The 26,381-nt window shown below is 67.8% G+C and carries 25 protein-coding genes; 14 read left to right on the top strand and 11 right to left on the bottom strand.

Annotation, left to right across the window (positions count from 1 at the left end; genetic code table 11):
* Position 1 precedes the first annotated feature (1 nt).
* From ACVOMH_RS11070 to ACVOMH_RS11045, 6 genes are all read left to right on the top strand, one after another.
* Positions 2-1,285, top strand: a complete 1,284-nt coding sequence (locus ACVOMH_RS11070; protein WP_054658435.1) for a TRAP transporter large permease — start codon at positions 2-4, stop codon at positions 1,283-1,285.
* An 88-nt stretch (positions 1,286-1,373) separates the two neighbouring features.
* Complete coding sequence (locus ACVOMH_RS11065; RefSeq protein ID WP_054658437.1) at positions 1,374-2,963, top strand: family 43 glycosylhydrolase; 1,590 nt, start codon at positions 1,374-1,376, stop codon at positions 2,961-2,963.
* Between the two features lie 15 nt (positions 2,964-2,978).
* A complete protein-coding gene (locus ACVOMH_RS11060; RefSeq protein ID WP_241772641.1) occupies positions 2,979-4,064 on the top strand; it encodes a LacI family DNA-binding transcriptional regulator in 1,086 nt (361 codons plus the stop codon).
* Between the two features lie 214 nt (positions 4,065-4,278).
* The gene (gene kduD, locus ACVOMH_RS11055) at positions 4,279-5,034 is read left to right on the top strand and encodes a 2-dehydro-3-deoxy-D-gluconate 5-dehydrogenase KduD (RefSeq protein WP_054658439.1); all 756 of its coding nucleotides are present in this window, start codon (positions 4,279-4,281) and stop codon (positions 5,032-5,034) included.
* A 72-nt stretch (positions 5,035-5,106) separates the two neighbouring features.
* Positions 5,107-5,745 carry an RpiB/LacA/LacB family sugar-phosphate isomerase gene (locus ACVOMH_RS11050; RefSeq protein WP_054658441.1) on the top strand — a complete coding sequence of 213 codons (639 nt, stop codon included), beginning with the start codon at positions 5,107-5,109 and terminating at the stop codon, positions 5,743-5,745.
* 86 nt (positions 5,746-5,831) lie between these two features.
* Positions 5,832-7,043 carry a GDSL-type esterase/lipase family protein gene (locus tag ACVOMH_RS11045; protein ID WP_481551986.1) on the top strand — a complete coding sequence of 404 codons (1,212 nt, stop codon included), beginning with the start codon at positions 5,832-5,834 and terminating at the stop codon, positions 7,041-7,043.
* A gap of 14 nt (positions 7,044-7,057) precedes the next feature.
* Here ACVOMH_RS11045 and ACVOMH_RS11040 read toward each other — a convergent pair whose 3' ends face one another.
* Positions 7,058-7,456 carry a hypothetical protein gene (locus ACVOMH_RS11040; RefSeq protein ID WP_481551985.1) on the bottom strand — a complete coding sequence of 133 codons (399 nt, stop codon included), beginning with the start codon at positions 7,454-7,456 and terminating at the stop codon, positions 7,058-7,060.
* Positions 7,457-7,635: 179 nt separating this feature from the next.
* Here ACVOMH_RS11040 and ACVOMH_RS11035 point away from each other — a divergent pair, with 179 nt between their 5' ends.
* Positions 7,636-8,340: a pirin family protein gene (locus tag ACVOMH_RS11035; RefSeq protein WP_481551984.1), complete on the top strand. Its 705-nt coding sequence runs from the start codon at positions 7,636-7,638 to the stop codon at positions 8,338-8,340.
* Between the two features lie 87 nt (positions 8,341-8,427).
* On the opposite strand, the gene ACVOMH_RS11030 is transcribed toward ACVOMH_RS11035, so the two are convergent.
* The 5 genes from ACVOMH_RS11030 to ACVOMH_RS11010 all read right to left on the bottom strand — a co-directional run bounded on the left by ACVOMH_RS11030 (position 8,428) and on the right by ACVOMH_RS11010 (position 13,294).
* Positions 8,428-9,150: a DUF2894 domain-containing protein gene (locus ACVOMH_RS11030; protein ID WP_481551983.1), complete on the bottom strand. Its 723-nt coding sequence runs from the start codon at positions 9,148-9,150 to the stop codon at positions 8,428-8,430.
* Positions 9,140-9,787: an OmpA family protein gene (locus ACVOMH_RS11025; RefSeq protein WP_054659976.1), complete on the bottom strand. Its 648-nt coding sequence runs from the start codon at positions 9,785-9,787 to the stop codon at positions 9,140-9,142. Before ACVOMH_RS11025 ends, ACVOMH_RS11030 begins: the two co-directional genes overlap by 11 nt.
* Before the next feature lie 5 nt (positions 9,788-9,792).
* Complete coding sequence (locus ACVOMH_RS11020; protein ID WP_481551982.1) at positions 9,793-12,186, bottom strand: DUF802 domain-containing protein; 2,394 nt, start codon at positions 12,184-12,186, stop codon at positions 9,793-9,795.
* Positions 12,187-12,196: 10 nt separating this feature from the next.
* Complete coding sequence (locus ACVOMH_RS11015; RefSeq protein WP_481551981.1) at positions 12,197-12,925, bottom strand: DUF3348 domain-containing protein; 729 nt, start codon at positions 12,923-12,925, stop codon at positions 12,197-12,199.
* Positions 12,926-13,021: 96 nt separating this feature from the next.
* A complete protein-coding gene (locus ACVOMH_RS11010) occupies positions 13,022-13,294 on the bottom strand; it encodes a metal/formaldehyde-sensitive transcriptional repressor (protein ID WP_481551980.1) in 273 nt (90 codons plus the stop codon).
* A gap of 62 nt (positions 13,295-13,356) precedes the next feature.
* On the opposite strand from ACVOMH_RS11010, the gene dmeF reads away from it, so the two are divergent.
* Positions 13,357-14,307, top strand: a complete 951-nt coding sequence (dmeF, locus tag ACVOMH_RS11005; RefSeq protein ID WP_054660217.1) for a CDF family Co(II)/Ni(II) efflux transporter DmeF — start codon at positions 13,357-13,359, stop codon at positions 14,305-14,307.
* An 87-nt stretch (positions 14,308-14,394) separates the two neighbouring features.
* On the opposite strand, the gene phhA is transcribed toward dmeF, so the two are convergent.
* Complete coding sequence (phhA, locus tag ACVOMH_RS11000) at positions 14,395-15,285, bottom strand: phenylalanine 4-monooxygenase (protein ID WP_481551979.1); 891 nt, start codon at positions 15,283-15,285, stop codon at positions 14,395-14,397.
* 133 nt (positions 15,286-15,418) lie between these two features.
* Between phhA and ACVOMH_RS10995 the strand changes: the two genes are divergently transcribed.
* Positions 15,419-15,904, top strand: coding sequence for an Lrp/AsnC family transcriptional regulator (locus ACVOMH_RS10995; RefSeq protein WP_054660213.1), 486 nt, complete (start codon positions 15,419-15,421; stop codon positions 15,902-15,904).
* Positions 15,905-15,950: 46 nt separating this feature from the next.
* On the opposite strand, the gene ACVOMH_RS10990 is transcribed toward ACVOMH_RS10995, so the two are convergent.
* Entirely contained in the window at positions 15,951-16,985 is a 1,035-nt protein-coding gene (locus ACVOMH_RS10990) for a patatin-like phospholipase family protein (protein ID WP_057505708.1), read from the bottom strand.
* Positions 16,986-17,061: 76 nt separating this feature from the next.
* Positions 17,062-18,075, bottom strand: a complete 1,014-nt coding sequence (locus tag ACVOMH_RS10985; protein ID WP_057505707.1) for a TIGR00266 family protein — start codon at positions 18,073-18,075, stop codon at positions 17,062-17,064.
* Between the two features lie 170 nt (positions 18,076-18,245).
* On the opposite strand from ACVOMH_RS10985, the gene ACVOMH_RS10980 reads away from it, so the two are divergent.
* Positions 18,246-20,507, top strand: coding sequence for a TonB-dependent receptor (locus tag ACVOMH_RS10980; RefSeq protein WP_481551978.1), 2,262 nt, complete (start codon positions 18,246-18,248; stop codon positions 20,505-20,507).
* A 394-nt stretch (positions 20,508-20,901) separates the two neighbouring features.
* Here ACVOMH_RS10980 and ACVOMH_RS10975 read toward each other — a convergent pair whose 3' ends face one another.
* Together ACVOMH_RS10975 and ACVOMH_RS10970 are read right to left on the bottom strand one after the other, a co-directional pair.
* On the bottom strand, positions 20,902-21,771 hold the full coding sequence (locus tag ACVOMH_RS10975; RefSeq protein WP_481551977.1) for an acid phosphatase: 870 nt from the start codon (positions 21,769-21,771) through the stop codon (positions 20,902-20,904).
* 61 nt (positions 21,772-21,832) lie between these two features.
* Positions 21,833-22,657, bottom strand: a complete 825-nt coding sequence (locus tag ACVOMH_RS10970) for an ABC transporter ATP-binding protein (RefSeq protein WP_481551976.1) — start codon at positions 22,655-22,657, stop codon at positions 21,833-21,835.
* A 128-nt stretch (positions 22,658-22,785) separates the two neighbouring features.
* Here ACVOMH_RS10970 and ACVOMH_RS10965 point away from each other — a divergent pair, with 128 nt between their 5' ends.
* The 4 genes from ACVOMH_RS10965 to ACVOMH_RS10950 all read left to right on the top strand — a co-directional run bounded on the left by ACVOMH_RS10965 (position 22,786) and on the right by ACVOMH_RS10950 (position 26,064).
* The gene (locus ACVOMH_RS10965) at positions 22,786-23,175 is read left to right on the top strand and encodes a hypothetical protein (protein WP_481551975.1); all 390 of its coding nucleotides are present in this window, start codon (positions 22,786-22,788) and stop codon (positions 23,173-23,175) included.
* Complete coding sequence (locus ACVOMH_RS10960; RefSeq protein WP_054660197.1) at positions 23,172-23,513, top strand: EF-hand domain-containing protein; 342 nt, start codon at positions 23,172-23,174, stop codon at positions 23,511-23,513. Before ACVOMH_RS10965 ends, ACVOMH_RS10960 begins: the two co-directional genes overlap by 4 nt.
* Before the next feature lie 60 nt (positions 23,514-23,573).
* Complete coding sequence (gene mutM, locus ACVOMH_RS10955) at positions 23,574-24,386, top strand: bifunctional DNA-formamidopyrimidine glycosylase/DNA-(apurinic or apyrimidinic site) lyase (RefSeq protein ID WP_481522415.1); 813 nt, start codon at positions 23,574-23,576, stop codon at positions 24,384-24,386.
* Positions 24,387-24,468: 82 nt separating this feature from the next.
* On the top strand, positions 24,469-26,064 hold the full coding sequence (locus ACVOMH_RS10950; RefSeq protein WP_481551974.1) for an OpgD/OpgG family glucan biosynthesis protein: 1,596 nt from the start codon (positions 24,469-24,471) through the stop codon (positions 26,062-26,064).
* Positions 26,065-26,381 lie beyond the last annotated feature (317 nt).

Below are 26,381 nucleotides of genomic sequence, written 5' to 3'. Positions count from 1 at the left end.
CATGGGTATCGCAATCCTGTTTGCCGTGTTCGGCGTGCTGTTGCTGATCGGCGTGCCGGTGGCCTATGCGCTGGCCGCGGCCTCGCTGGCCACCCTGCTGTACCTGGACCTGCCCAGCATCGTGCTGGTGCAGCAGATCTCCGCCGGTACCGGTTCGGCCTCGCTGATCGCCATTCCGCTGTTCATCTTCGCCGGTGAAATCATGATGCGCGGCGGTATCTCCGAGCGCCTGATCGCGCTGGCCTCCTCGCTGGTCGGGCGCCTGCGCGGCGGCCTGGGCCAGGTCTCGATCCTGTCCTCGCTGTTCTTCGGCGGTGTCTCCGGTTCGGCCATCGCCGATGTCTCGGCGGTCGGCGGCACGATGATCCCGCAGATGGTCAAGCGCGGTTACGACCGCGACTTCGCGGTCAACGTCAGCATCACTGCGGCGCTGGTGGCGCTGCTGGTGCCGCCCTCGCACAACCTGATCCTGTTCTCGGCCGCGGCCGGCGGCGGCCTGTCCATCGCCGACCTGTTCGCGGCCGGCATCGTGCCGGCGCTGCTGATGACCGTGGTGCTGATGGTCACCGGCTATGCGGTGGCGCGCAGCCGCGGCTACGGCGTGGAGCCGTTCCCGGGCATGCGTGCGGTGTTCACCCGCCTGATCGCCGCCCTGCCCGGCCTGGGGCTGGTGGGGCTGATCTTCTTCGGCATCCGCGCCGGCATCTTCACCGCAGTCGAATCGGCGGCGATCGCGGTGGTCTACGCGCTGCTGGTCACCGCCGTGCTGTACCGCCAGCTGCGCATCAAGGAGTTCATGGAAACGGTGGTGCATGCCGCACGCAGTACCGGTGTGATCCTGTTCGTGATCGCCACCGCCGCCGTGTTCGGCTGGTTGCTGGCCTACCTGCAGGTGCCGGCCGCCGCGGTGGAGTTCCTGCAGTCCTTCGCCCACAGCAAGTACGCGGTACTGCTGATGATCGTGGTGATGCTGCTGCTGCTGGGCACCTTCATGGACCTGGCGCCGCTGATCCTGATCTGCACGCCGATCTTCCTGCCGGTGGCCAAGGCCTATGGCATCGATCCGATCCACTTCGGCCTGGTGCTGGTGCTGACCGGTGGCCTGGGGCTGGTCACGCCGCCGGTGGGCTCGGTGCTGTTCATCGGCACCGCGATCGGCAAGATCAGCGTCGGTGAAAGCATGAAGACCATCTGGCCGTTCTGGCTGGCCGGGCTGGCGGTGCTGCTGGTGGTGACGCTGTTCCCCGGCATGTCGCTGTGGCTGCCGGCGCTGCTGCGCAGCTGATGCAACGACGGGGCGGGCGTGCCTGCGGGCGCACCGTTCCGGCTGTCTGATGATCGGGGGCCCCGGCCCCCTGCCTGTGGAGAAGAGAATGAACGTGACCCGTAGCCTGGCCGCGCTGGCCCTCGGTTGCCTGCTGGCCGCCGCCCCGGCGCTGGCCCAGGAGGCGCCCTCCCCCTGGAAGCGCGGCATCGAACACCAGCGCCAGGCCGATCTGGGCAATGGCAGTTTCCTCAATCCGGTACTGGCCGGCGACCGTCCCGATCCGTCGGTGCTCAAGGATGGTGACGACTACTACCTCACCCTGTCCTCGTTCGATGCCTATCCCGGCCTGCCGATCTGGCACTCGCGCGATCTGGTGAACTGGCAGCCGCTGGGCCATGCGATCCGCACGAATGTCGGCTCGATCTGGGCGCCGGACATCGTCAAGCACCAGGGCCGTTACTTCATCTATTTCCCGGCGCGCGTGGGCGGCACCGAAGGCAACCTGCGCAGCAACTGGGTGGTGTGGGCCGATGACATCCGCGGCCCGTGGAGCGAGCCGGTCGAGATCGGCCTGGGCAAGTACATCGACCCGGGCCACGCGGTGGGCGAAGACGGCAAGCGCTACCTGTTCCTGTCCGGCGGTGATTACGTGCAGCTGGCCGACGACGGCCTGAGCGTGGTCGGGCAACCGAAGCACGTCTATGACGGCTGGCGTTATCCGCAAAGCTGGGACGTGGAAGCCTACGCCCAGGAAGGCCCGAAGATCAGCTTCCGCGCCGGCTGGTACTACATGACCACCGCGGTGGGCGGCACCGCCGGCCCGCCGACCGGGCACATGGTGATCACCGCGCGTTCGCGTTCGATCCACGGGCCGTGGGAGAACTCGCCGCACAATCCGATCACGCGCACCGTCAGCCGCGCCGAGCCGTGGTGGTCGCGCGGCCACGCCACGATTGTCGAAGGCACGGACGGCCGCGACTGGATGGTCTATCACGGCTACGAGAACGGTTACTGGACGCTGGGCCGGCAGATGCTGCTGGAGCCTATCGAATGGACAAAGGACGGCTGGTTCGTGGCCAAGGGCGGCGATCTGGCCCGTCCGCTGGCCAAGCCGGCCGGCCAGTCGCAGGCGCATGGCATGGCGCTGTCGGACGACTTCCGCGGCGACACGCTCGGCGCGCAGTGGTCGTTCTTCAACCCGGCGCAGGACGAGTACCAGCGGCTGGGCTTCGGCAAGGACGGCCTGACCCTGCAGGGCAAGGGCCGCACCCCGCGCGATGCCTCGCCGCTGACCGCCATCGCCGGGGATGTGGCCTACCAGTTCGAGGTGGAAATGGAGATCGAACCGGGCGCCTTCGGCGGCGCGCTGCTGTTCTACAGCGACCGCCTGTATGCCGGGGTCGGCAGCAACGGCGAGGATTTCATCCTGCACCGCTACGGCGATGAGCGCCCCACCCGGCCCCGGCCCAGTGCCACCGGCGGCAAGCTGTGGCTGCGGGTCACCAACAACCGCCATATCCTCACCGTGCACAGTTCCCGCGACGGTACGAACTGGGAAAAGTATCCCGTTCAGATGGAAGTCTCCGGCTACCATCACAATGTCTCCGGTGGCTTCCTTGCCCTGAAGCCGGCGATCTACGCCGCGGGGGACGGCAAGGTGCACTTCCGCCAGTTCCGCTACCGCGCTCTTGATTGAACGCGGATCGCTAGAATGCCTGTATTGAACGGTTTCAAGGACATCGCCTTGCGCAAGAAAGCCGACACCGACCCCACCTCCCGCCCGGTAGGACGACCCGCCACGATCAATGACATCGCGCGGCTGTCCGGGGTTTCCAAAAAGACGGTGTCCCGGATCATCAACAACTCGCCGCTGGTGCGCAAAGACACCCGCGACAAGGTCGAGGCGCTGATGCGCGAGGTCGGCTACGCGCCCGATCCGCTGGCCCGAGGGCTGGCGTTCCGGCGCTCGTTCCTGATCGGCATGGTCTATGACAACCCCACCGCGCAGTACGTGGTGGACATGCAGAACGGTGCGCTGGACGCGCTGCGCGGCTCCAGCTTCGAGCTGGTGGTGCATCCGTGCGATACGCGCAGTCCCGGCTATATCGAAGGCGTGAAGCGTTTCGTGCAGCAGCAGAAGCTGCATGGGGTGATCCTGGTCCCGCGTGCCTCCGAAGACCAGGCGCTGGCGGACATGCTCGAGGAGATCGGCTGCCGCTTCACCCGCATCGCCGCACTGCCGCTGGATGACACCTCGCAGATGGTGATCACCCACGACCGCGATGGCGCGGCCGAAGCGGCCGACTACCTGCTCTCGCTGGGCCATCGCGACATCGCGCTGATCACCGGCCCGACCGCCTACCGCTCGGCGCATGAACGCACCGCCGGCTTCATCGAGGCCCTGCACAACCGCGGCATCGAACTGCCGCCGGCGCGCATCATCGAGGCCGGCTACACCTTCGAATCGGGTGTGGCCGCGGCCGAGAAGCTGTTGCTGGGCAAACAGCGACCGACCGCGATCTTCACCGGAAACGATGAAATGGCCGCCGGCGTGTACAAGGTGGCCATGCGCGCCGGCATCAGCATTCCCCGGGAACTGTCGATCGTGGGCTACGACGACAGCCCGCTGGCCTCGCGGCTGTGGCCGTCGCTGACCTCGGTGCGCCGCAATACCCGTGACACCGGGAGAACAGCGGCCGCGATGCTGATCCAGCCCGAGGGCCACAGCCCGCTGCCGATGGCCAGTGTGCGTCCGCACCTGATCGTGCGCGATTCCTGCCAGCCGCCGCAGGACTGAACCCCCAACAGTTTGTTTTCAATGGATTTGTGCGATCTTGCGCTGCAAAATGACACCGGTTTCCATAATTGGCTAGAATGGCCGCGAACGGGCCGGAACCTCACCGTCAGGCCCTGGCCTACGCCCGCACCGGCGGCTGCAATGCCGGCGCACCCCCTCCGGCGACCCCGCCGGCATCACGAACCCGAACCACCGCTTCAGGGAGAGGAACACCATGACGAATCCATTCAGTCTTGAAGGCAAGGTCGCGCTGGTCACCGGCGCCAATACCGGCCTGGGCCAGGGCATCGCGCTGGCACTGGCCGCCGCCGGCGCCGACATCGCCGGCGCGGGCATCGTGCCGGCCGATGAAACCGCCGAGAAGGTGCGTGCGCTGGGCCGGCGCTTCCTCAATATCGAGGCCAACCTGATCAGCATCGAGCCGGTCGAGCGGGTGGTGGCCGAAACCCTCGCCGGCCTCGGCCGGCTGGACATCCTGGTCAACAACGCCGGCCTGATCCGTCGCGCCGACGCGGTGGACTTCAGCGAGAAGGACTGGGATGACGTGATGAACGTCAACATCAAGTCTGCGTTCTTCATGTCGCAGGCCGCCGGCAAGCATTTCATCGCCCAGGGCAGCGGCAAGATCATCAACATCGCCTCGATGCTGTCCTTCCAGGGCGGCGTGCGGGTGCCGTCCTACACCGCTTCCAAGAGCGGCATCGCCGGCATCACCCGCCTGCTGGCCAACGAATGGGCCGGCAAGGGCGTGACCATCAACGCCATCGCCCCGGGCTACATGGCCACCGACAACACCGCGCAGCTGCGCGCCGATGAAGACCGCAACAAGGCGATCCTGGATCGCATCCCGGCCGGTCGCTGGGGCAAGCCGGAAGACCTCGGCGGCACCGCCGTGTTCCTGGCGTCCAGCGCCTCGGACTACGTCAATGGCGCGATCATCCCGGTCGATGGTGGCTGGCTGGCGCGCTGATTCCCGTTTCCCGCGTGCCGGCCGCCGCCGTGCACGCTTCATGCAATCCCGTACTGAATAGAGAGTTCCGCAATGAAAATCGCATTGATGCAGGAGTTCAGCCAGGCCGCCAAGAACCCGGTGGTGCTGGAACAGCTCAACACGGTGGCTGCCGCGCAGGGCCACACCGTGTTCAACGTCGGCATGGACGGTGACAACGACCACCGCCTGACCTACATCCACCTGGGCATTTGCGCGGCGCTGCTGCTGAATTCCAAGGCCGTGGACTTCGTCGTCGCCGGTTGCGGTACCGGCCAGGGCGCGCTGATGTCGCTCAACGCATGGCCGGGCGTGTTCTGCGGCTACTGCATCGAGCCGACCGACGCGTTCCTGTTCGCCCAGGTCAACAGCGGCAACGCGCTGTCGCTGCCGTTCGCCAAGGGCTTCGGCTGGGGCGCGGAAATCAACATCCGCTACATCTTCGAGAAGGCGTTCGCCGGTGAGCGCGGCCAGGGTTACCCGGCCGAGCGTCGCGAATCGCAGATGGCCAATGCCGGCATCCTGGCGCAGGTCAAGCAGGGCGCCTCGAAGGACTTCATCGAAGGCCTGAAGGCGATCGACCCGGAGCTGGTGAAGCAGGCCGTCGGTGGCGAGCGCTTCCAGAAGGCGTTCTTCGACAACGCCCAGGACGCGGACATCGTCGCCTACGTGAAGGGCGTGCTGGGCAAGTAAGCACGCCCGCAGCTGTATCGCCCTTGCAGGGCAGACAAGGGCGCCCAACGGCGCCCTTGTTGTTTCACCTTCCACCGCCGGAGCCCATGCCGATGAAACGCCACGTCCCCTTGCTGCTTGCGCTGCTGTCGCTGGCCGGCCTCGCCAGCGCCGCCCCTCCCGCGCAGCGGGTCTTTATCGCCGCCGATTCCACCGCCGCCACGTATGGCCCGGAGCGCGCGCCGCAGGCCGGCTGGGGGCAGATGCTGCAGAGCTGGCTGGACCCGGGGCAGTGGCAGGTACGCAACCATGCCATCGGCGGGCGCAGCACGCGCAGTTTCCTCAATGAAGGGCGCCTGCAGGCCATTGAAAAGGAACTGCGGCCCGGTGACGTGCTGCTGATCCAGTTCGGCCACAACGACGCCAAGTTCGAGGACCCCACGCGGTACACCGATCCGGATACCGACTACCCGGCGTTGCTGTCGCGCTATGTGGCAACCGCGCGTGCCAAGGGCGCCACGCCGGTGCTGATAACCCCGGTCGCGCGGCTGCTGTACGACTTCGGCGCGCTGCTGGACACCCATGGGCTTTATACCCGGTCAATGCAGCGGTTGGCGCGCGAGCAGAATGTGCCGCTGATCGATCTCAATGCCAGCTCGATGGCCTGGATCCGCGCGCTGGGCGAGCAGGGCGCGCAGCCGTACTTCATGTTCGTGCCCGAACAGGGCAAGGCCGATGGCACCCATTTCAGCGCGGCCGGTGCCACCGCGGTGGCCTGTCTGGTGATGCGGGGCTGGGTGGAGCTGCAGCCGGAGATGAAGGCCATGCTGAGGCGCGATATCGATTGCGGTGCGGTCACCTCGTCGCCGACAACGACAACGACAACGACAGCGCCCCGCAGCGCTGCAACCGCCCTGGCTTTGTCCTCGCCTGCAGCAGTACCGAAGATCGAGGTGACGAACCCGCACGGCTCACAGGTGATCCGTGAACAGGACATCGCCCGCGAACAACCCGGTCCGCACGGCGGCGTCGGTCCGACCACCGCCTATTCGTTTTTTGCCGACGTGGCCGATCTGCCGTTCGTGCTGCGCAAGCGGGTGCTGCACAAAGGCGCCGGCATCGGCCTGCATCCGCAGCACAAGGACGAGATCTACTACATCGTCAGCGGCCGTGGCCGCTATGTGCTCGATGGCACGCACTATGACGTCGGCGCGGGTCACGCGCTGCTGACCCGCGCCGGCAGCACGCATGCACTGCAGCAGCACGGCGAGGCGGATCTGGTGCTGCTGCTGGCCTATCCGGCGATCGCGCCGCGCTGAGACCGGCGCAGCGCTCAGACGGCGCCGGCAACACCACGCTTGCGTGACCACCTCGCGCTGGTGGCCGCACCGTTCAAACTGCCTGCCGTTGCAGCAGTGCCCTGGATCGCCCGGGCCCAGGGTTTGCGGCCCTGAGGCACAAAACAGTGCCCAGCACCGTCGCCGGTTTCCACTGCCAGCGAATGAGGCAGAAGCGGAACCACATTGAACAGCCGGGTCCAGCACCGTCGCCGCCGGAGGATATCCGCCAGCGGAATCCCGGTTTTCCCGGTTTGTCCATTGAACCGGTGCGCGATGACGTGCAGGCGCCGGTCGGTCGGGAACCGCCGGCCACCGACGGTGTCGCTGCCGCGCTGCCGAGTGGCGGCGGCTTCGCGCAGCAAGGTTTCGTCGCGATCATGGGCCGGGCGCATGCGGACGGATCCCAGAGCGGGCAGGGCCGGGCGGCACTACCGGCGCCGGTGAGGCGTCCCGCCGGTCCGGCACATCATCTCGCAAAGGGAAATGATCCTTTGCCGCCGGGCGCGTTTTTGCCGGACGCACCGCGCCCTAGACTGCTCCCCTCACATCCATCGTTCCACAGGAGCACGCCATGATTGAACGTCGCCCGTTCGCCAGCCTTGGGGGAGCCAATCACGGCTGGCTTGATGCCAAGCACCATTTTTCCTTTGCCGGTTACCACGATCCGGCGCGCATGCACTGGGGCGCATTGCGGGTGTGGAACGACGACACCATCGCCGCCGGCGCCGGCTTCCCGCCGCATCCGCATGCGGACATGGAGATCATCACCTACGTGCGCGAAGGCGCGATCAGCCACCAGGACGACCAGGGCAACCGCGGCCGCACCGTGGCCGGCGATGTGCAGGTGATGAGTGCCGGCAGCGGCATCCGCCACGCCGAGTACAACCAGGAGCCGGGCATCACCCGCATCTTCCAGATCTGGATCTTCCCGGAGCAGCGCGGCGGTACCCCGGCCTGGGGCGCGAAGCCGTTCCCGCGCGGTGAGCGTTCCGGCCGTTTCGTGGCGCTGGCCAGCGGCCTGCCCGGCGATGACGAGGCGCTGCCGATCCGGGCCAACGCGCGGGTGTCCGGCGCCACGCTCAAGGCCGGGGAGAGCACCGAATACCGTTTCAGCGATGCCAGCCGTCACGGCTACCTGGTGCCGAGCACCGGCAAGGTCGAAGTCGACGGCGTGCTGATCGAGGCCCGCGACGGCGCCGCGATCAGCGGCGTGGACACGATCGTGGTGCGCGCGCTGGAAGATGCCGAGCTGGTGCTGGTCGATACCGCGGCCTGATCCCCGGTCATTGCCCGAGGCACCAGGACAACGGCGCGGGACACCGCGCCGTCTGTCTGCCGGTTGCCGCAGGCCTCCCAGCGGACGTCACTCCGGCGCTGCGTCCGGGATCTGTTCCGCCGCCGCAGACGCCTTGCGGCGACGCGGAGCGGAACGGCGCACGGCCTTGCGGGCGGTGCCGGTACGGGCCGGCTCCGCGCCTTGGGCGCCGCCAGCGGTATGCAGCTGCTCCAGCCACGACAGCGCATCGCTGTAGGCCAGAAAGTGCTGCAGGTACTCGGGCGAGATATCGCGCATCAGCGTCATCGCGCGGTGCAGCAGCACGCTCGAGTGCAGCGGACCGGCGTCTTCGGAGATCGCCTCCTGCGACTGCCGCAGCAGGCTGTCGATACGGATGCGACCCCACAGCTGCTGGAACTCGTCCAGCACCGCGAGCGGTTCCCGCGCCGTGGTGGCCGCCGCGGTGGCGGGGGTGGCGCCCGCCGGTGCCGCCGCTGTAGGAGGGGGTGGCCAGGCCGACAGCGCCGGTTGCGCCGCACCACCGATATGCGCAAGCAGCGCACGCAGCGGCGTGGGAGGGCTCACCGCCGCCGTGGCCGTGGCCGGTGGCGAGGCCGCCACGACGCGGGCATAGTCGGCGACCAGCTGCGCCAGCCGCGCGTGCAGCAGCTGGGTGACCTGGCCGTCGTGCGCTGCCGCGCGCCGTGCCAGGCCGTCGATGAGGCTGAAGCGCAGCGGATCGATGCGGTCGGCGCCCTGTTCGCGCCACGCCTGCAGCTGCAGCCACGGTGAGGTCGGTTTATCGGCCATTACCGGTGCTGTCCACCTTGGGGCGCGGAATCGGCGCGATCTCCACGCGCCGGTTCCTGGCCCGCCCGGCTTCATCGGCGTTGGAGCTGACCGGTTGTTCGGCGCCGAATGCGGCGGCGAACACCGACGCCGACGGCACCCCGTCGGCGATCAGGGTGCGCGTCACGGTCAGGGCGCGTGCGGCGGACAGTTCCCAGTTGTCGGCAAAACGGCCGTTGCTCACCCGCACCGGCTGATCGTCGGTAAAACCGCTGACCATCAGCACCTCCTCGCGCGTGCCCAGATAGTCGCGCAGCGGCGCAGCCAGGCTCTGCAGCAGCGCGCGGCCGTCAGGCTGCAACTGGTCGGAGTTCAACGCGAACAGCACGCTGCCGCTGATGCCGATGCGGCCGTTGATCACGGTCACCCGGCCGGCCGCCAGGGGGGCGGCCAGAGCCTGCTCCAGCGTCTTGAGTTTGGCCGCTTCGACCTGGCGCTGCTTGACCTCCTCATCCAGCTGGCGGGACAGCTGCAACTGGATGCCGATCACACCGGCCAGGATCAGCACGAACGCACCGAGCAGCACCGACATCAGGTCACCGAAGGCGGCCCAGGTGGTGGCGGTGGATTCGGAATCGAGCTCGATCTCGTCGCTCATCCGGTTTATGCCCCGACCGCGGCGCGCTGTCCGGTCAGCTGCTGCAGCTCACCGATGATCTGCTTCTGCGAGAGCATGCTCAGGTCGATCACCTCGCGCGCCTGGGCGACGTAGTAGGCGAGCTGCTCGTCACTGCGGGTGAGCGATTTCTCCAGCGCCGATTCGATCCCCTGCAGGCGCGCGTTCAACGCTTCGGTGGAGCTGCCGAACAGCTGTACCGCGGTGCCGAAGGCTTCGCCCAGGCTTGCCACTTCCATCGCGCTGCTGGTGACGTGTGCGGCGGCATGGTCGAGCTTGCCGGTCTGGCTTTCGATCTGGGAGGAGAAACGGCTGCCGACGCGTTCGAGCAGATCGGCCGAGGTGCTGACCAGCGCCTCCACCGCGGAGCGCTGTTCGGTGGAGGCATGGTTGACCGCATCGAGCAGCGTTTCCAGCGTGGCCAGCAGGCGGCTGCGTTCCTCCAGCATGGCGGTATCGCGCACCATGCTGTCGGACAGTTTCTGGCGCAGCTCGGCCACCACTTCGGCGGCCGCGCGCGGGGCTTCGGAGGCGCTCTGCACCAGGCGCGAAATCTCGGCAATGGTGTCGCGGGCATGTGCCTGTGACTGCTCGGACATCGCATTGGCGGTCCGCGCCAGCGTGTCGCAGATCTCCTGTTGGCGGCTGGCGACATGGTCACTGCTTTGCTGCCAGCTCCGGCTCAGCGTCGTGGTGATGGCCGACAGGGCCTCGGACCATTGCGCCAGACGCTGCGTATCGCGCGCTTCCAGCGTGGCCTGCAGCTGGCCATGCGATTGCTGCATCGCGTCCAGCACGGTGCCGGTGCGCGTATCGAAACGTTCCGCCGCGGTGGTGAGCTGCTGCGCGTGGCGCGAGAGCTCGGCCAGGGTATCGGTCGCGTTGCCCTGCAGCTGGGCGGAAACGTCGCCGGCCGTCTTTACCAGGGTGTCGCAGATGGCCTGCTGACGGTTGGCGATCTGCTCGCCACTGTGCTGCCACTGCTGGTCGAGCGTGGCGGTCATCGCAGCGAAGCTGTCGGCCCACTGTGTCAGGCGCTGCTGATCGCGCGCTTCCAGCGTGGCCTGCAGTTCGGCATGCGAGTGCTGCATCACTTCCAGCAGCGCGCTGGCGCGCTGTTCGAAACTCTGTGCCACCTGGGTCAGGGCCTGCTCGTTGCGCGTGGCCAGCTGCTCGTTGATGTCCTGCTGATGCGACAGCGCTTCGCTCCAGGCCCGCGTGGTGGCCTGGCTGCTCTGCTGCAGGTGCGACGACACGCTGGCCAGCAGATCGTCGGAGCGTTGCCCGAAGGTCTGGGTGAACTGCTGCAGGCTGTCGCGCAGGTGCTGCAGCAACGCATCATTGGTCTGCCGTTGCTGCTGTGTGGCCGCATTCCAGGTCTCGGCGGCCGCGCGGGTGGTGGCCTGCAGATTGCCGGCCAGACCATCGAGCTGCTGCTGCACGGCGTGGCTGACGCTGGCCTGCATCGCCGCGGTTTCGCGGGCGAGCCCGGCCAGCGTGGTTTCCACCACCGGCTGCAGCGCGTTGCCCACGGTCCTGGCGCTCTCGGCCATGCCGGCGGTGAGGGACTGCTGCAGCGAGCTGGCCAGTTGCAGATGGCTGGCTTCGGTGCGACGGTGGAACTCCTGCTGGCTGCTGGCCAGGCGTTCGGCGGCGCTGAGGTTGTGCTGTTCCAGCGTGGCCATCATCGACTGCAGGCGATCGACCAGGGCCGGCATCAAGCCGGTCTGCTGCTGCAGCAGGCGGAAGGCTTCTTCGCGCTGGTGGGCGTGCGAGTACGGGCGCAGGGTGGTGGCCAGTTGCAGGTCCAGGCGCTGCACCGCGTCCACGCGTTCGCGCCGGCACAGTGCTGACAGCAGGCCGAGCATGGCCGAACCGGCGACACCGGCAATGGAGGTGCCGAAGGCGAACGCCAGACCCTTGACCGGCGCCCCGAGCGAGCCACGGATGGCTTCCAGATCGGTCGCGCTTTCCAGCGCCAGGCCGGTACCGCGCAGGGTCGCCATCATGCCCAGCAGCGTGCCCAGCATGCCCAGCAACACCAGCAGACCGACCAGATACGGGGTCAGCGCCGGTGCCGGCAGCGGCACGCGTTCGCCTTCCACGCGCAGCCGTACCGCGTTGCGCAGGCCCGGATGCAGGCGTGCCAGCCAGGCGCCGAGGTCGGACTGTGCCGGCGCGACATCGGCAAGGGCCTGCTCCAGGGTAAGTGTGGCCTGCCGGTAGCGGCGCAGCTCCAGTGCGCCGGCGAGATAGCAGGCGGCGATCACCGCGGTGATCCCCAGTCCCAGCAGATTGCTGGTGACATAGCCCGCGCCGATCCAGCAGATGGCGAGCAGACCGACAACAAACACGGCGACACGGAGCAAGGTCTTGGACATGAGGTTCGGTTTACCGGCTACGAAGCGCTGCAAGCAGGCCTTCAATGGGGTGGAAACGGACATCCAGTTCGGCCAGCAGCGCAGTGCGCAGGTCCTGTTCGAACACGGCCAGCCAGGGGCCGCACGGCACCGCTGCGGCATCTTCGGATATATCGGGGCAAGCAGGGGCCGCCAGGTCGTGCCGCCAGGCATCGTGCAGGCGGGAGAAATGCATACCCAGCAGGGCGGGCACGCGCGACAGCAGGCTGTGCTCGCGCGGGCTCAGGGTGGCCTCCATCACCGCGTCCACTTCGGCCAGCCGCGCCTTGGCGGGCGATTGCAGCGCGAGCATGTCGCGCAGGCGTCCACGCAGGGTGCCCGTGGTGATCTGCATCGAGCGCTGCACGCCCAGGTAGTGCTGGTGGTAGGGCGCGTAGGCTCCATGGGTCTGGATTTCGGCCGCGCCGATGCGTCGGGCCGGTGTCGCCGGCAGCCCGGCGTGGATCGTGTCCAGCAGCGTGGCCCGCAGCCGCGCGTACTCGGCGTCTTCGTGGCTGTCGAAACCAGGCCCGTCAAGCGCCGCCGGAAGCCGGCCCTCCAGGGCCCTGGAAAGCGTGATCGCCCGGTTCCAGTCGAACCACTGGTTCAGCCGCTCGGACAGGGCCGGCGGCGCACGGGAAAGCTCCGCGTCCGCGAAGCGCGCCAGCAGGCGAATGAACGCCGGGCCTTGTAGGGACGCCCGTTGGGAAGCTTTCGCCATGGTTCCTGACTAAAAACGGGGCATTTTACATGGCCGGCCCCGTACCGCCGGACCGGCCCGGTTCAGCGGCGGCACCGGCCGCGCGAAAGCCCGCATTCAGCGGGCATGGCGCTTGAGCAGGTCCAGCAGCACCGCGGCCTCGGCTTCGCGCCGGACCTGATCCGGTTCGGCCACCAGATGGTCGCTGAGGTGGCCGGCCATCACCTCCAGCATCAGCCCGTGCATGGCGCCCTTGGCCGCGGCGATCTGTACCAGCACCGCATCGCAGTCGTCGCCGGTCTCCAGCGCCTGTTCCAGCGCCGCCACCTGGCCGGCGATGCGGCGCACCCGGGTGAGCAGTTTCTTCCTTTCGCGCTGGATATGGGCCATGCGCGCATCATATACCCATGGGGGGTATATGATGCGCGCCACTTTTTTCCGAAGCCGCCGTCATGTCCCTGGACGCCCTTGCCGCCGCCCGCCGCCACCGGCATGCCTTCAGCGAAGGCAATCCGATGGCCGAAAAGAACACCCGTCGCGCCATGATCCTGACCGTGCTGATGATGGGGGTGGAGATCGCCGGCGGCTGGTGGTTCAACTCGATGGCGGTGCTGGCCGACGGCTGGCACATGAGCTCGCACGCGCTGGCGCTGGGCCTGGCCGCGTTCGCCTATGCCTGCGCGCGGCGCTACCGCGACGATCCGCGCTTCGCCTTCGGCACCTGGAAGATCGAGATCCTGGCCGGCTACACCAGTGCGATCCTGCTGCTGGGCGTGGCCGGGTTGATGGCGTTCGAGTCGATCGCGCGCGTGTTCAAGCCCAGCCCCATCCACTACCCGCAGGCCATCGCCATCGCCGTGGTGGGGCTGGCGGTGAACCTGCTGTGCGCCTGGTGGCTGCGCGACCAGCACCATCACGGTCATGACCACGCCCATGGCGATCACCACGATCATGGCCACCACCACGGCCATCACCATGACCTCAACCAGCGTTCGGCCTACCTGCACGTGCTGGCCGATGCGGCCACCTCGGTGCTGGCGATCATCGCGCTGCTGGGCGGCCTGTACTTCGGCGCTTCATGGCTGGACCCGCTGATGGGCATCGTCGGCGCGGTACTCGTGTCGGTGTGGGCCGTTGGCCTGATCCGCCAGACCGGCCGGGTGCTGCTGGATGCGGAAATGGACGCGCCGGTGGTGGCCGAGATCCGCGAGGCGGTGGAGCAGGGCGCGGTGCCGGCGCGGCTGGCCGATCTGCATGTCTGGCAGGTCGGCCGTGGCCGTTTCGCCTGCGCGATGGAGGTGGTCACCGCGCCGGGCGTGGAGTCAGAGGTGTTCCACCGCGCGCTGTCCATCCACGAGGAAATCGTGCACGTGACGGTGGAGGTGCGCCACGCCGCGGGGTGAGCTCTGCCGGCGGCGTGCATCGCTCGGCTTGAGACGGAACAGCCGCCCGGGGCGGCGGCTCCCTTGCGGCGCGAAGGGCAAGTCGTCTCAGACGTCGCCGCCCTCGGCCCAGCCCTCGCCACTGCCGCGCTGGAACACGATATCGCCCTCGTGCACCTGGCCGGCCGGCAGGTGCGCGCTATCGGCCAGACGCGCGTAGATGGGGGTGAAGTCCGGTCCGGTCGCCGCCATCAGCTGCTCGAAGCTGTCGATTACGAAGTAGGTTTTCTGGAAGGTGTCGATGCGGTAGCGGGTGCGCATGATCCGCTCCAGGTCGAAGCCAATCCGGTTGGGCGCGGCGGATTCCAGCGAGTACAGCGATTCGCCCTTCGACGAGACGATGCCGGCGCCGTAGATGCGCAGGCCATCGGCGGTATTGATCAGGCCGAATTCCACGGTGTACCAGTACAGCCGGGTCAGGTTCTGCAGTGCGTCCGGGCCGATCGCATGCGCCTTGACGCCGCCACGGCCATAGGCGGCCATGTAGTCGGCGAACACCGGGTTCATCAGCAGCGGCACATGGCCGAACAGGTCGTGGAACAGGTCGGGTTCGGCGATGTAGTCGATCTGGTCCGGGCGGCGGATCCACCAGGTCACCGGAAAGCGGCGGTGCGCCAGATGGTCGAAGAAATCCAGCTCCGGCAGCAGGCCTTCGACCCCGACCAGGGTCCAGCCGGTGGCCGCACCCAGCACTTCGTTGAGCTGGTCGAAACGCGGAATCATGTGCGCGCTCATGCCCATCGCGTCCTGGGCATCAAGGAATTCCTGGCAGGCACGGCCGACCAGCAGCTCGCGCTGGCGCTGGTACAAGGTGCTCCAGGTGGCGTGGTCATCGGCGCTGTAGCCGTCCCAGGGTTGCTCCACCACCGCGGTGGTATAGACCGGCACGTAACCCTTGTCGGTCTGCTGGTGTTCGACGCGGCGCGGGGTGGCTTCCATGACGGTGGTTCCGGGTAACGAGGGAATCCATCGATGGTAGGGACGAGGCCGCGCAACAGGTGTGCAAAGTTGCGACGCTGCGGCTTTGTGACGCAATATTGTTGCGCGTATCCAATGTTGCGGAGCAACAAAGATGGGTCCAGTCATGTTTGACCGAACGGATCTTCGGCTGTTGGCCGAAATCCAGCAGCAGGGCCGCGCCACCAACGCCGAGCTGGCGGCCCTGGTGAACCTTTCACCGTCGGCGTGTCTGCGCCGGATCCAGCGGCTGGAAAGCGAAGGGGTGATCGGCGGCTACGGCGCCCGCCTGGAGCCGCGCGCGATCGGGCTGGGACTGCAGGCCTTCGTACGGGTGCAGCTGTCCAAACATGGAAAGGAGGCGATCGACCACTTCGTCGAGGCGGTGCTGCTGTGGGATGAAGTGGTGGCCTGCCACGCGCTGACCGGCGACATGGACTACCTGCTGCACGTCTACGTGCGCGATCTGGACCACTTCTCCGCGTTCCTGCTGGACAAGCTGCTCAATGCCGCCGGTGTGGCCGACGTCAATTCCAGCTTCGTGCTGCGCGCGGTGAAGGAATTCCGCGCGCTGCCACTGTCACAGCTGGGACGGGGCTGAGCGGCGGTATCCGGGACGCACATGATCGCCCCGCCGGCGGTTGGACTCAGCGCGCCTGCGCGCCGCAGTCCTTTTCCTTGCCGCGCAGTTTGTCGATACGCGAGCGGCTGTCCTGGCAGCGCTGCACGGCCTCGGCCTGCAGCGCCGCGGCGCGGGCATCGGCGCTGCGTGCGCTGGCGACACGCGCCTGCTGCAGGCGGGCAACGCCGGCGCGGATCTGCGGCATCGCCGCCATGGCGGCCTTCTCGCCTTCCAGAATGGCGCGGCCGCGCTGCTCGAAATCGGCCGCACCGATATCCAGCACCTGCGGGCGGATGATCACGTCGGCGCGTGCCAGTTCCTGCTCGCCCAGCCGCTGGCCCATGATGGTGATCGACTGGCCGACCGCGCCGAGCAGGCCGCTCGGCCGCTGGCCGGTGGCGCGGCTGGAGATATCCACCGCGATCACGAACTCGGCACCGAGCTGGCGTGCCGCGTCCACCGGCACCGGGCTGACCACGCCGCCATCGACGAAGGTCTTGCCGCCGATGCTGACCGGCTCGAACACGCCGGGAATCGAGCTGGAGGCGCGCACCGCCTGGCCGACATTGCCGCGCACGAACACCGCGCGGTCGCCGGTCTCCAGCTGGGTGGCGACCGCGGCGAACGGTTTCTTCAGCTGCTCGGCCGGCTTGTTGCCGACCTGGGTGTTGACGTAGTCCTGCAGCTTCTGGCCCTGCACCAGGCCACCGGAGAACAGGCGGATGTCGCGGATGCTGGCTTCATCCAGCGCCACCGCCTTCTGCTGCATCTGGAACGCGTTCATGCCGCTGGCATAGAGCGCGCCGACCACGCTGCCGGCGCTGGTGCCGGACACCACCACCGGCTCGAAGCCGTTGGCCTCGAGCATCTTGATCACGCCGATATGGGCAAAACCCTTGGCCGCGCCGCCGCCCAGCGCCACGCCGATCTTCACCGGCTTGACCGGGGTCACCGGCGCGGCCACCGCCGGTGCGGCGGGTTTGACGTTCTCACCGCCGCAGGCGGCCAGCAGGCCAAGCAGGGAAAGGAACAGCAGCAGGCGGGAAGTGCGCGCTTTCATGATTAACAGGGGGCGTCGGAAAGGGCGCCAGCATAGCGCTTCGCGCCTTGCCGACGCCGGCCCCCGTGCTCCCCGTTTAGAACCGGTTGTCGCCGTCCAGCAGCCGCCCCAGGCCGCCCAGCACCGAGCCTTCGCCGCGGCTCTGGCCACCGCCCTGCGGCGCGGCGGCGAACATGCGACCGGCCAGACGCGAGAACGGCAGCGACTGCAGCCACACCTTGCCCGGTCCGGTGAGGGTGGCCAGGAACACGCCCTCGCCGCCGAAGACCATGCTTTTGATGCCGGCCACGCGGCGCACGTCCATGTCCACGCTGGCGTGATAGGCGACCACGCAGCCGGTATCCACATCCAGTCGCTCGCCGGCAGCCAGTTCGCGTTCGACCACGCAGCCGCCGGCATGCACGAACACCCAGCCATCGCCTTCGAGCTTCTGCATGATGAAACCCTCGCCGCCGAACAGGCCGGTCATCACTTTGCGCTGGAAGTGCACACCGACCTGCACGCCGCGCGCACCGGCCAGGAAGCTGTCCTTCTGGCAGATCAGCTTGCCGCCGTGTTCGTCCAGCTTCATCGGCAGCACGGTGCCGGGATAGGGCGCGGCAAAGGCCACCTTGGCCTTGCCCTGGCCGGTGTGGGTGTAGAGCGTGGCGAACAGGCTTTCGCCGGTGATCACGCGCTTGCCGGCGCTCATCAGCTTGTCCATGAAGCCGCCGCCCTGACCCTCGTGGCGGCCGTCGCCGAACACGGTGTCCATCTGCACCGCCGCATCCTTGAACATCAGCGCGCCGGCTTCGGCGATCGCGCTTTCGCCCGGATCCAGCTCGATTTCGACGAACTGCATCTCATGGCCGACGATGCGGAAGTCGATGTCGTCGGCGCGCGGGCGGCTGCCCCCCAGCGGCGGCGGCATCGGCGGCGGCGCGGCCTGGCCGCCCAACTCGGGTAACTGGCCCACGGCCAGCCAGCCCTGCATGCCTTCGCGCCAGGCCAGCGCCTGGTGATTGCCCTGCGCGAACTGGCGCGCGGCGGTCTCGTCGAGCGGGCCGATGCGGTCGGCCTGGCCGGGAACATGGAAATACCACTGGGTCATGGCGCTTTGCCTGGTAAGGGATGAAGGAGCCAAGTCTAGGCATAGCCGGCCTTTCACGCCGCTGACAGAGGTCATGCGGCTGAATGCCGGGGATTTGCGGCATGAATTCCGCGCTGCAACAATCCCGTGCCAGGCGCAGTTCCCATTCCTCCAACAGGTCCTTCTCCGCCATGACTCCGACCCGTACCGTCCGCGGCCGACTGCCGGTTGCGCATCCGCTGTTTGTCGCTGTGCTGGCCGTGCTGCCGTTGACCGCCGCCGCCCAGGACGTCCCCCCGGCCAAGGAGGCCGTCGCCCTCGATACGCTGCAGGTCACCGCGCAGCGTCGTGTGGAAAACGCCAAGGACGTGCCGGTCTCGATCACCGCCATCCAGGGCGAGAAGCTCGATGTGCTCGGCTCGGCCGGCGATGACATCCGCTTCCTGTCCGCGCGCGTGCCCAGCCTGAACATCGAGTCGTCCTATGGTCGTGCGTTCCCGCGGTTCTATATCCGCGGCCTGGGCAACACCGATTTCGATCTCAACGCCTCGCAGCCGGTGTCGCTGGTGTATGACGATGTGGTGCAGGAAAACCCGCTGCTGAAGGGTTTCCCGCTGTTCGATCTGGCCGGCGTGGAAGTGCTGCGCGGCCCGCAGGGCACGCTGTTCGGCCGCAACACCCCGGCCGGCGTGGTCAAGTTCGATTCGGCCCGTCCGGCGCAGGACGCCGATGGCTACCTCAAGGTCGGCTACGGCAGCTACAACACCTGGAACACGCAGGGCGCCTACGGCGGCCCGTTGACCGATCGCTGGTCGGCGCGGGTGTCGGCGCTGTACCAGCGGCGCGACGACTACGTCGACAACACCCTGGCCAACGCGCCCAGCGACGGCTTCGAGGGCTATGACGAAGCGGCCGCCCGCGTGCAGTTCCTCTACGAGGGGGATGCCTTCGAAGGCCTGTTCAACCTGCACAAGCGCAAGCTCAACGGCACCGCGCGCCTGTTCCGCGCCAACATCCTCCAGCCGGGCAGCAACGCGCTGGTCGAGGATTTCGACCGTGACAAGGTCGCGCTCGATGGCGTGAACTATTCCGAGCTGGAAACCTGGGGTGGCAGCGCCCGCCTGAAATGGGATCTGGGCAAGCTCACGCTGTACTCGATCAGCGGCTATGAAACGGCCAAATCGCAGAACCGTGGCGACATCGATGGCGGCTATGGCGCCGCCTTCCTGCCGGTGTCCGGCCCGGGCTTCATCCCGTTTGCCGCCGAATCGATGGACGGCCTGCCCGACCACCGCCAGATCACCCAGGAATTCCGCGTCGAATCCAACGAGTGGGGCCGTTTCGACTGGCAGGCCGGCGTGTTCTATTTCGATGAAGACGTCACCATCGACAGCTTCAACTACGACTCGTTGAGCCCGGGCAATCCGCAGACCGGCCACGCCGTGCAGAGCCAGCGCAACAAGGCGTGGGCGGTGTTCGCCTCCGGCGATTTCGACGTGACCCAGAAGTTCAAGCTGCGTGGCGGCGTGCGCTACACCCAGGACAAGAAGGATTTCACCGCCAGCGTGCTGCAGGCCGTGCCGTTCGGTACTCCGGTCAGTGGCCCGTACATCGCCGCTACCGATGTGGATGATGTCAGCTGGGACCTGAGTGGCGTCTACCAGCTCAACGACAACCTCAACGTCTATGCGCGGGCGGCCAAGGGCTTCCGCGCGCCGTCCATCCAGGGCCGGCTGGCCTTCGGTGGCGTCTCGCAGGCCGATTCGGAGACGGTGATCTCCTATGAAGCCGGTATCAAGGCCGACCTGTTCGACCGTCGTGCCCGGCTGGGCTTCAACGTGTTCCGTTACCACGTCGATGGCCAGCAGCTGATCGCCGTGGGAGGGGCCAACAACACCGCCACGTTGCTCAATGCCGACAGGACCATCGGCCAGGGTGCGGAGCTCGACTTCGAGGCCTACCTGACCGACACCGTGCTGCTGACCCTGGGCAGCAGCTACAACGACACGCAGATCAAGGACAAGGATCTGGCCGTGGCGATCTGCGGCGGCGGCTGCACGATCACCGATCCGACCACGATCATCAACGGCGGCACCTATGCGCTGGTCAACGGCAACCCGCTGCCGCAGGCGCCCAAGTGGATCCACAACCTGACCCTGCGTGCCGGCTTCCCGCTCACCGATGCCAGCGAGCTGTATGCCTACACCGACTGGGCCTATCGCAGCCCGGTCAATTTCTTCCTGTACGAGTCGCCGGAGTTCCGCAGCCGCAGCTCGCTGGAGGGCGGCCTGCGGGTGGGCTACAACTGGGCCTACGGCCAGTACGACGTGGCGGTGTTCGGCCGCAACCTGACCAACCAGACCCGCGTGGTCGGGGCGATCGACTTCAACAACCTCACCGGCTTCCTCAACGAACCGCGCACCTACGGCGTGGAGTTCACCGCCAAGTTCTGAGCGTTGCGGTTGAAGGAGTGAAACACGCAGGGCGCGGCATGCCCCGCCCTGCGTGCATGTGGCCACCGGCTCGTTGCCCGCCGTGCAAGGCGTTGTGCCGCACGGCGGCGGATGTGGACGATGTCGCGCCGGGTGATGAGGCCGCCCTCGGTGGTGAATTTCTGGAAGCGGCCGTGGTGGGCCGGGCTCACCTCGCCGAAGCTGCGGGGCGTGGAACGGCGCGCCGACGTTGCGCGTGGGCGCCGGCACGCCGGCATCGGGTAAGTACTGCACCGCCGCCCCGGTGTTGTGGCCCTCCGGCAGGGCCAGCGCCGCATTGCGCAGGCCCGGATGGTGGCCGGTGGCCCTTGGTCAGGCTGCCGCAGAAGCGGCTCTTTAGCTTCTGCAAGCTGCGTTACCGGGCTTCGGAAAGCTCCGTCGCCAGCGCCGCCGTTTCGGCCGCACAGTCGCGCGGCGGCGTCCGCTTCAGGCTGCGGGCGTAGTGCAGTTCGCGCCGTGCCAGCGCCAGATCGGCGCTGAACTGCGGGTCGTCATGCAGCCGCGCCACGGTGGCCGCGCCCAGGCGCTGGCCCTGCAGCACATCGCTGTGCCAGTGCACATTGCAGACCAGCCGGCTGTGGCCGTAGTTGCGGCCGCGCTGGAGCAGGGCGGTGGCGTGCTGCGGATCGATTTCGGCGAGGATCAGCGCCCACGCCCAGCCGATGGCGGTGTGTCCGGACGGATAGGAACCGCTCTTGCGCAGGCCGTCCTCGCTGTCCGGGGTGCAGGTGGGCTGCTGGTTGACCATGAACGGACGCGGCCGCTGGTAGTGGTGCTTGGCGGCCTTGGTGGCGGCGCTGGCGTCGATGCGGCTGCGTTCAAGCAGGCGGTACAGCGCCGGGGTGTGCTGTGTATCGACCGTCACGCCCAGCGCGCAGCTGAACTGGTTGGCGCCGGCCGGAAAACTGAGATCGGCATCGATCTGCGCCTGCGCAAAGCGCGCGCTGCTGTGCAGGGCCAGCGCCTGGGCGGCGACAGCCGTGTCCAGTGCGGCGGCGGCCGAGCCGGGTGCGGGCGGCGGCGGGCTCAGCGCCAGACTGTCGGGGATGGCCGGACCATGCAGATAGCCGGTTACCGGCGGCGCTGCCCCGGCGTCTGCTGTGGTGGCCGACGGTATGGCCGGCGCGGGGGTGTCGACGAGGGCGGGCGTGCTGGCGCAGGCGCCCAGTGTGGTGGCCAGGACGAAGACGGCGCCCAGGCGTGGGAAACGGGAGGAAAAGGACATTGCGACGGTGACCGGAGCGGTGGAACAGGCGGCATGATCGCACTCTCGCGCCACGCCGGGATCAGCCGGCGCAGGCCCAGGCGCTCAGCCGGCCATGCTCCTCGCGCACCTCGATGCGTCCGCCGAACACCTCCGACAGTGGTCCGGGCCGCAGCAGGTCCGCACGGTGGCCGTCGGCGAAGATGCGTCCCCCCTTCATCAGCACCACCCGTTCGATCTCCGGAATCACTTCCTCGATGTGGTGGGTGACCAGCACCAGGGTGATGCCGCGCTGGGCGAGGTGGCGCATGGTCTCCACCAGGTGCTGGCGCGAGACCAGGTCCAGTCCGGTGGACGGTTCGTCCAGCAGCAGCGCGTGGGGCTGGTTGACCAGTGCCCGGGCGATCAGCACGCGGCGGGTTTCCCCGGCCGACAGTTCGGCATAGCCGCGGCCGAGCAGTGGCAGGGCGCGGGCCAGTTCCAGCGCCTGCCGGGCGCGCTCGCGCATGGCCGGGGTGATGTCGCGATGCGGCGGTACCACGTAGCTGGCGAAGAAGCCGGAAATGACCGCCTCCTCCACGCCCAGCCCGGGCATGTCGGCCAGATTGCCGGACAGATCGCCGGTGACGATGCCTAGCTGCGCGCGCAGCCGGTCCACCTGCCAGCGTGACTGGCCCATCACCTTCACCGGCAGCTGGCCGTCGCCGCGCGCCAGCGGGTAAAGCTCGCGCGTGATCAGCTTGATGAACGAGGATTTGCCGCAGCCGTTCGGCCCCAGGATCGCGGTGTGCTGGCCCTGCTCGATGCGCAGATTCAGCTCATGCAGCACGCGGACCTGGCCACGGATGACGCAGGCCTGGTCCAGTTCGATCAACGGGGCCGCGCCGGCGGCAGGTGCGATGGACATGCAGGACAGGACGGGGCAGCGGACGGGTTGGACGCGGGACGGCGTCCCGGGCGGATGCAGTTTGCAGCGGCAGGCGCCATCATGGAACCACTGGTTTCATCTGCCATCGACCGGCCCGGAGCTGCGCAATGTCCCCCACCGTTATCGACTTCCTCTGCCGCGGCCTCACCGGACGGGGCGGATGGGGGCTGCTGCGGGTGGCCACCCAGCGGATCCTCTTCGCGGCGACCTTGTACCTGCACCGCAGCCCGGCCCACCGCGGGGTGGATTCCCGCGCGCAGCGGGCGGACATCAAGCGGCATGGTCGCGGCACGGCGCAGGACTGGATCCAACGGTACCTCACGTTGCCGGTGGAGCATCGCGCGCGCCTGTCGGCATTGCGGGAAGCGCGCAGCCACCCTGCGGCCGGGCGCCGGCACCAGCGGCGGCAGCGATGCCATGAGGCCCAAGCCAGCGGCAGCGCGGCATTGCCGGCGCATGCCGCACGGCTCAAAGACTATCCGCCGGGTACCGCATGAAGACACGACCGTTTTTTCTCCTCGGGCCCGTCCTGCTGTTGGCCGCGCTGTCGGCCATGGCGCAGGTACAGGACACCAGCCAGTACCTGCAGCGGATGGACAGCGATGGCGATGGCCGCGTCAGCCCGGACGAGTACCTGCAGTGGATGCTGTACGCCTTCGACCGCATGGACCGCAATGGCGATGGCGTGCTGGAGCCGGCCGAACAGCCCGGCGGCCGCGGCAAGCCGATCACCCGCGAAGAACAGCGGCAGGTGATCCTGTCCCGTTTCGCCCGCCAGGATGCCAACGGTGACGGCTACCTCAGCGCCCGTGAACTGATGGCGCCGCCGCGCTGAGTGCGTGCGCCCACGCCAGCCGTCCGGGCGGCAAGCAACTGCACCGAAAGAGAATTCCGCATGCCCGAATTACCCGAAGTCGAAACCACCCGCCGCGGCCTGGAGCCGCACCTGCAGGGCCGGCGCATCCATGGCGTGATCCTGCGCCGGCCGGACCTGCGCTGGCCGATCCCGGCCGAAGTCGAAACACAGTTGCCGGGCCAACGTATTGCCGCGATCCGCCGCCGCGCCAAGTACCTGCTGCTGGATACCGCGGCCGGCAGCGCGCTGCTGCATCTGGGCATGTCCGGCAGCCTGCGGGTGCTGCCCGGCGACACGCTGGTGCGCACGCACGACCATGTCGACCTCAGTCTGGAGGACGGCCGCGTGTTGCGCTTCAACGATCCACGCCGTTTCGGCTGCCTGCTGTGGCAGCCGGTGGGTGAAACCCATGAACTGCTGCGCGATCTGGGACCGGAGCCACTCGATGGGGACTTCGATGGCGACTACCTGTTCGCGCGCAGCCGTGGCCGCAGCGCATCGATCAAAACCTTCCTGATGGACCAGCGCATCGTGGTCGGCGTGGGCAACATCTACGCGGCCGAGAGCCTGTTCATGGCCGGCATCAACCCGTTGCGCGAGGCGGGCAAGGTCTCTCGCGCGCGCTACCAGCGGCTGGCCGATGCGGTGAAACAGATCCTCGGCTACGCCATTGTGCGGGGCGGTACCACCCTGCGCGATTTCATCAGCCCCGACGGAGCCCCGGGCTACTTCGAACAGGAGTTGCTGGTGTACGGACGGGAAGGCCAGACCTGCAAGCAGTGCGGGCGCGACCTGCGCTACGCCGCCATCGGCCAGCGGGCCACCGTCTGGTGTGGGCACTGCCAACGCTGAGCGGGCGGAGGCGGGCTTCCATCCAGCGTACGGTTAGGCGGGCTGTGCCTATCATGCGCAACCTCCTGCCACGGATGACTGCATGCACCGCCGCGATTTCCTCCGTCGTGCCTCGCTGGCGCTGGCCGCCTTCGGCCTGCCCGCGTTGCCTGCCTGCGCCGCCAGCCCCCAGCAACAGGGTCTGCGCCGTATCGGCCAGCCGCAGCCGTTCGACTTCGCCACGCTCAAGGGCCAGGCGCGCGCGCTGGCACAGGCGCCGTATCGCAGTCACAAACGGGTGCTGCCGCCGGCGGTGGAGAAGCTGGACTGGGACCAGTACCAGTCCATCCGTTACCGGCAGGACCATGCGTTGTGGGCCGATCAGCCGGGCAAATTCCAGGCCAGGTTCTTCCATCTGGGCCTGTACTTCCATTCGCCGGTCCGCATGTTCGATGTGGTCGATGGCCAGGCGCAGGAGCTGGCCTATGACGGCGCGGCGTTCGATTACGGCAACAGCGGCATCAACGGCGGCCAGCTGCCGACCGATCTGGGCTTTGCCGGGTTCCGGCTGAACACCCGCACCGATACCGATCGCGATTTCGCCGCGTTCCTCGGCGCCAGCTATTTCCGCGCCGTGGGCAAGGAGGGCCAGTACGGACAATCGGCGCGTGGCCTGGCCATCGATACCGGCCTGGGCCGCCCGGAGGAGTTCCCGGACTTCATCGCCTATTACCTGGAACAGCCCAGCGCCGATTCGGAGACCATCGTCGTCTATGGTCTGCTGGATTCGCCCAGCGTGGCCGGCGCCTACCGCTTCGCCATCACCAATGGCGAGGTGCTGCTGATGGACATCGACAGCGCGCTGTATCCGCGCAGGGAAATCGAGCGCCTCGGCATCGCGCCGTGCACCAGCATGTACCAGGTGGGCGAGAACGACCGCCGCATGGGCTGGGACTGGCGCCCGGAGATCCACGACACCGATGGCCTGTCGATGTGGAACGGCGCCGGCGAATGGATCTGGCGGCCGCTGTGCAACCCGGCCCACCTGCGCTTCAACATGTTCGTGGACCACGATCCGCGCGGCTTCGGCCTGCTGCAGCGTGACCGCAATTTCGACCATTACCAGGACGATGGCGTGTTCTACGAGAAGCGTCCCTGCCTGTGGGTGGAGCCGAAGGGGCAATGGGGCGAAGGCTCGGTGCAGCTGGTGGAGATTCCCACGGTCGATGAGACCTTCGACAACATCGTCGCGTTCTGGAACCCCAAGGCCAAGCCGCAGCCGGGCCAGGAGCTGCTGGTCGGCTATCGCCTGTACTGGGGCGCGCAGCCGCCGGCCCGCCCGCCACTGGCGCACTGCGTGGCCAGCCGCACGGGTCTTGGTGGAGTGATCGGCAAGAAGCGCGAGTATTTCTCGTGGCGTTTCGCGGTGGATTTCGAAGGCGGCGAACTGGCCGGCCTGATCGACAAGGCCGAGGTCGAGGCGGTGGTGGAAACCAGCCGCGGCCGCGTGGAAGTCGTCTCGGCGCGCCCCTTGCGCGAGATCAAGGGCTACCGCGCCATGTTTGACCTGGTGCCGCCCGACGACGGCACGCAGCAGATCGATATCCGCCTGTACCTGCGCAGCGGCGGCAAGACCCTGACCGAAACGTGGCTGTACCAGTACAGCCCGCCGCCGGCGGAGCAGCGCATTCTGTATTGACCTGCGAGGGAGCGGATTGCAGGCTTTTTGCGGCCTTGGCTGCCGCGGAAATTGATGTTGCATTGCGACAAGGATTCCGGTGTACGGCACGTTTTGCACCTGCAGTGCGGGAAAACCGGTCCATCATCATAAATTCGTTGACAGCGTTGTCAGGTAGCCCGTACAACGGCTGACGCCGGAGGGGGGCCGCCACCCGTTCAGTGCACGCAAAAGCCATCCAGCCGCTGCGATGCCGGTAGGGTCGCCTGTCTTCAGGTGGGACGACAGAAGGAGACCTTGCGCAGCGGTAGGGGAGAGTGCGTCAGGAGCGCGCTGAC

The sequence above is a fragment of the Stenotrophomonas sp. STEN013 genome (assembly GCF_056760355.1).
This window is presented reverse-complemented; position numbering and strand designations above follow the sequence as displayed.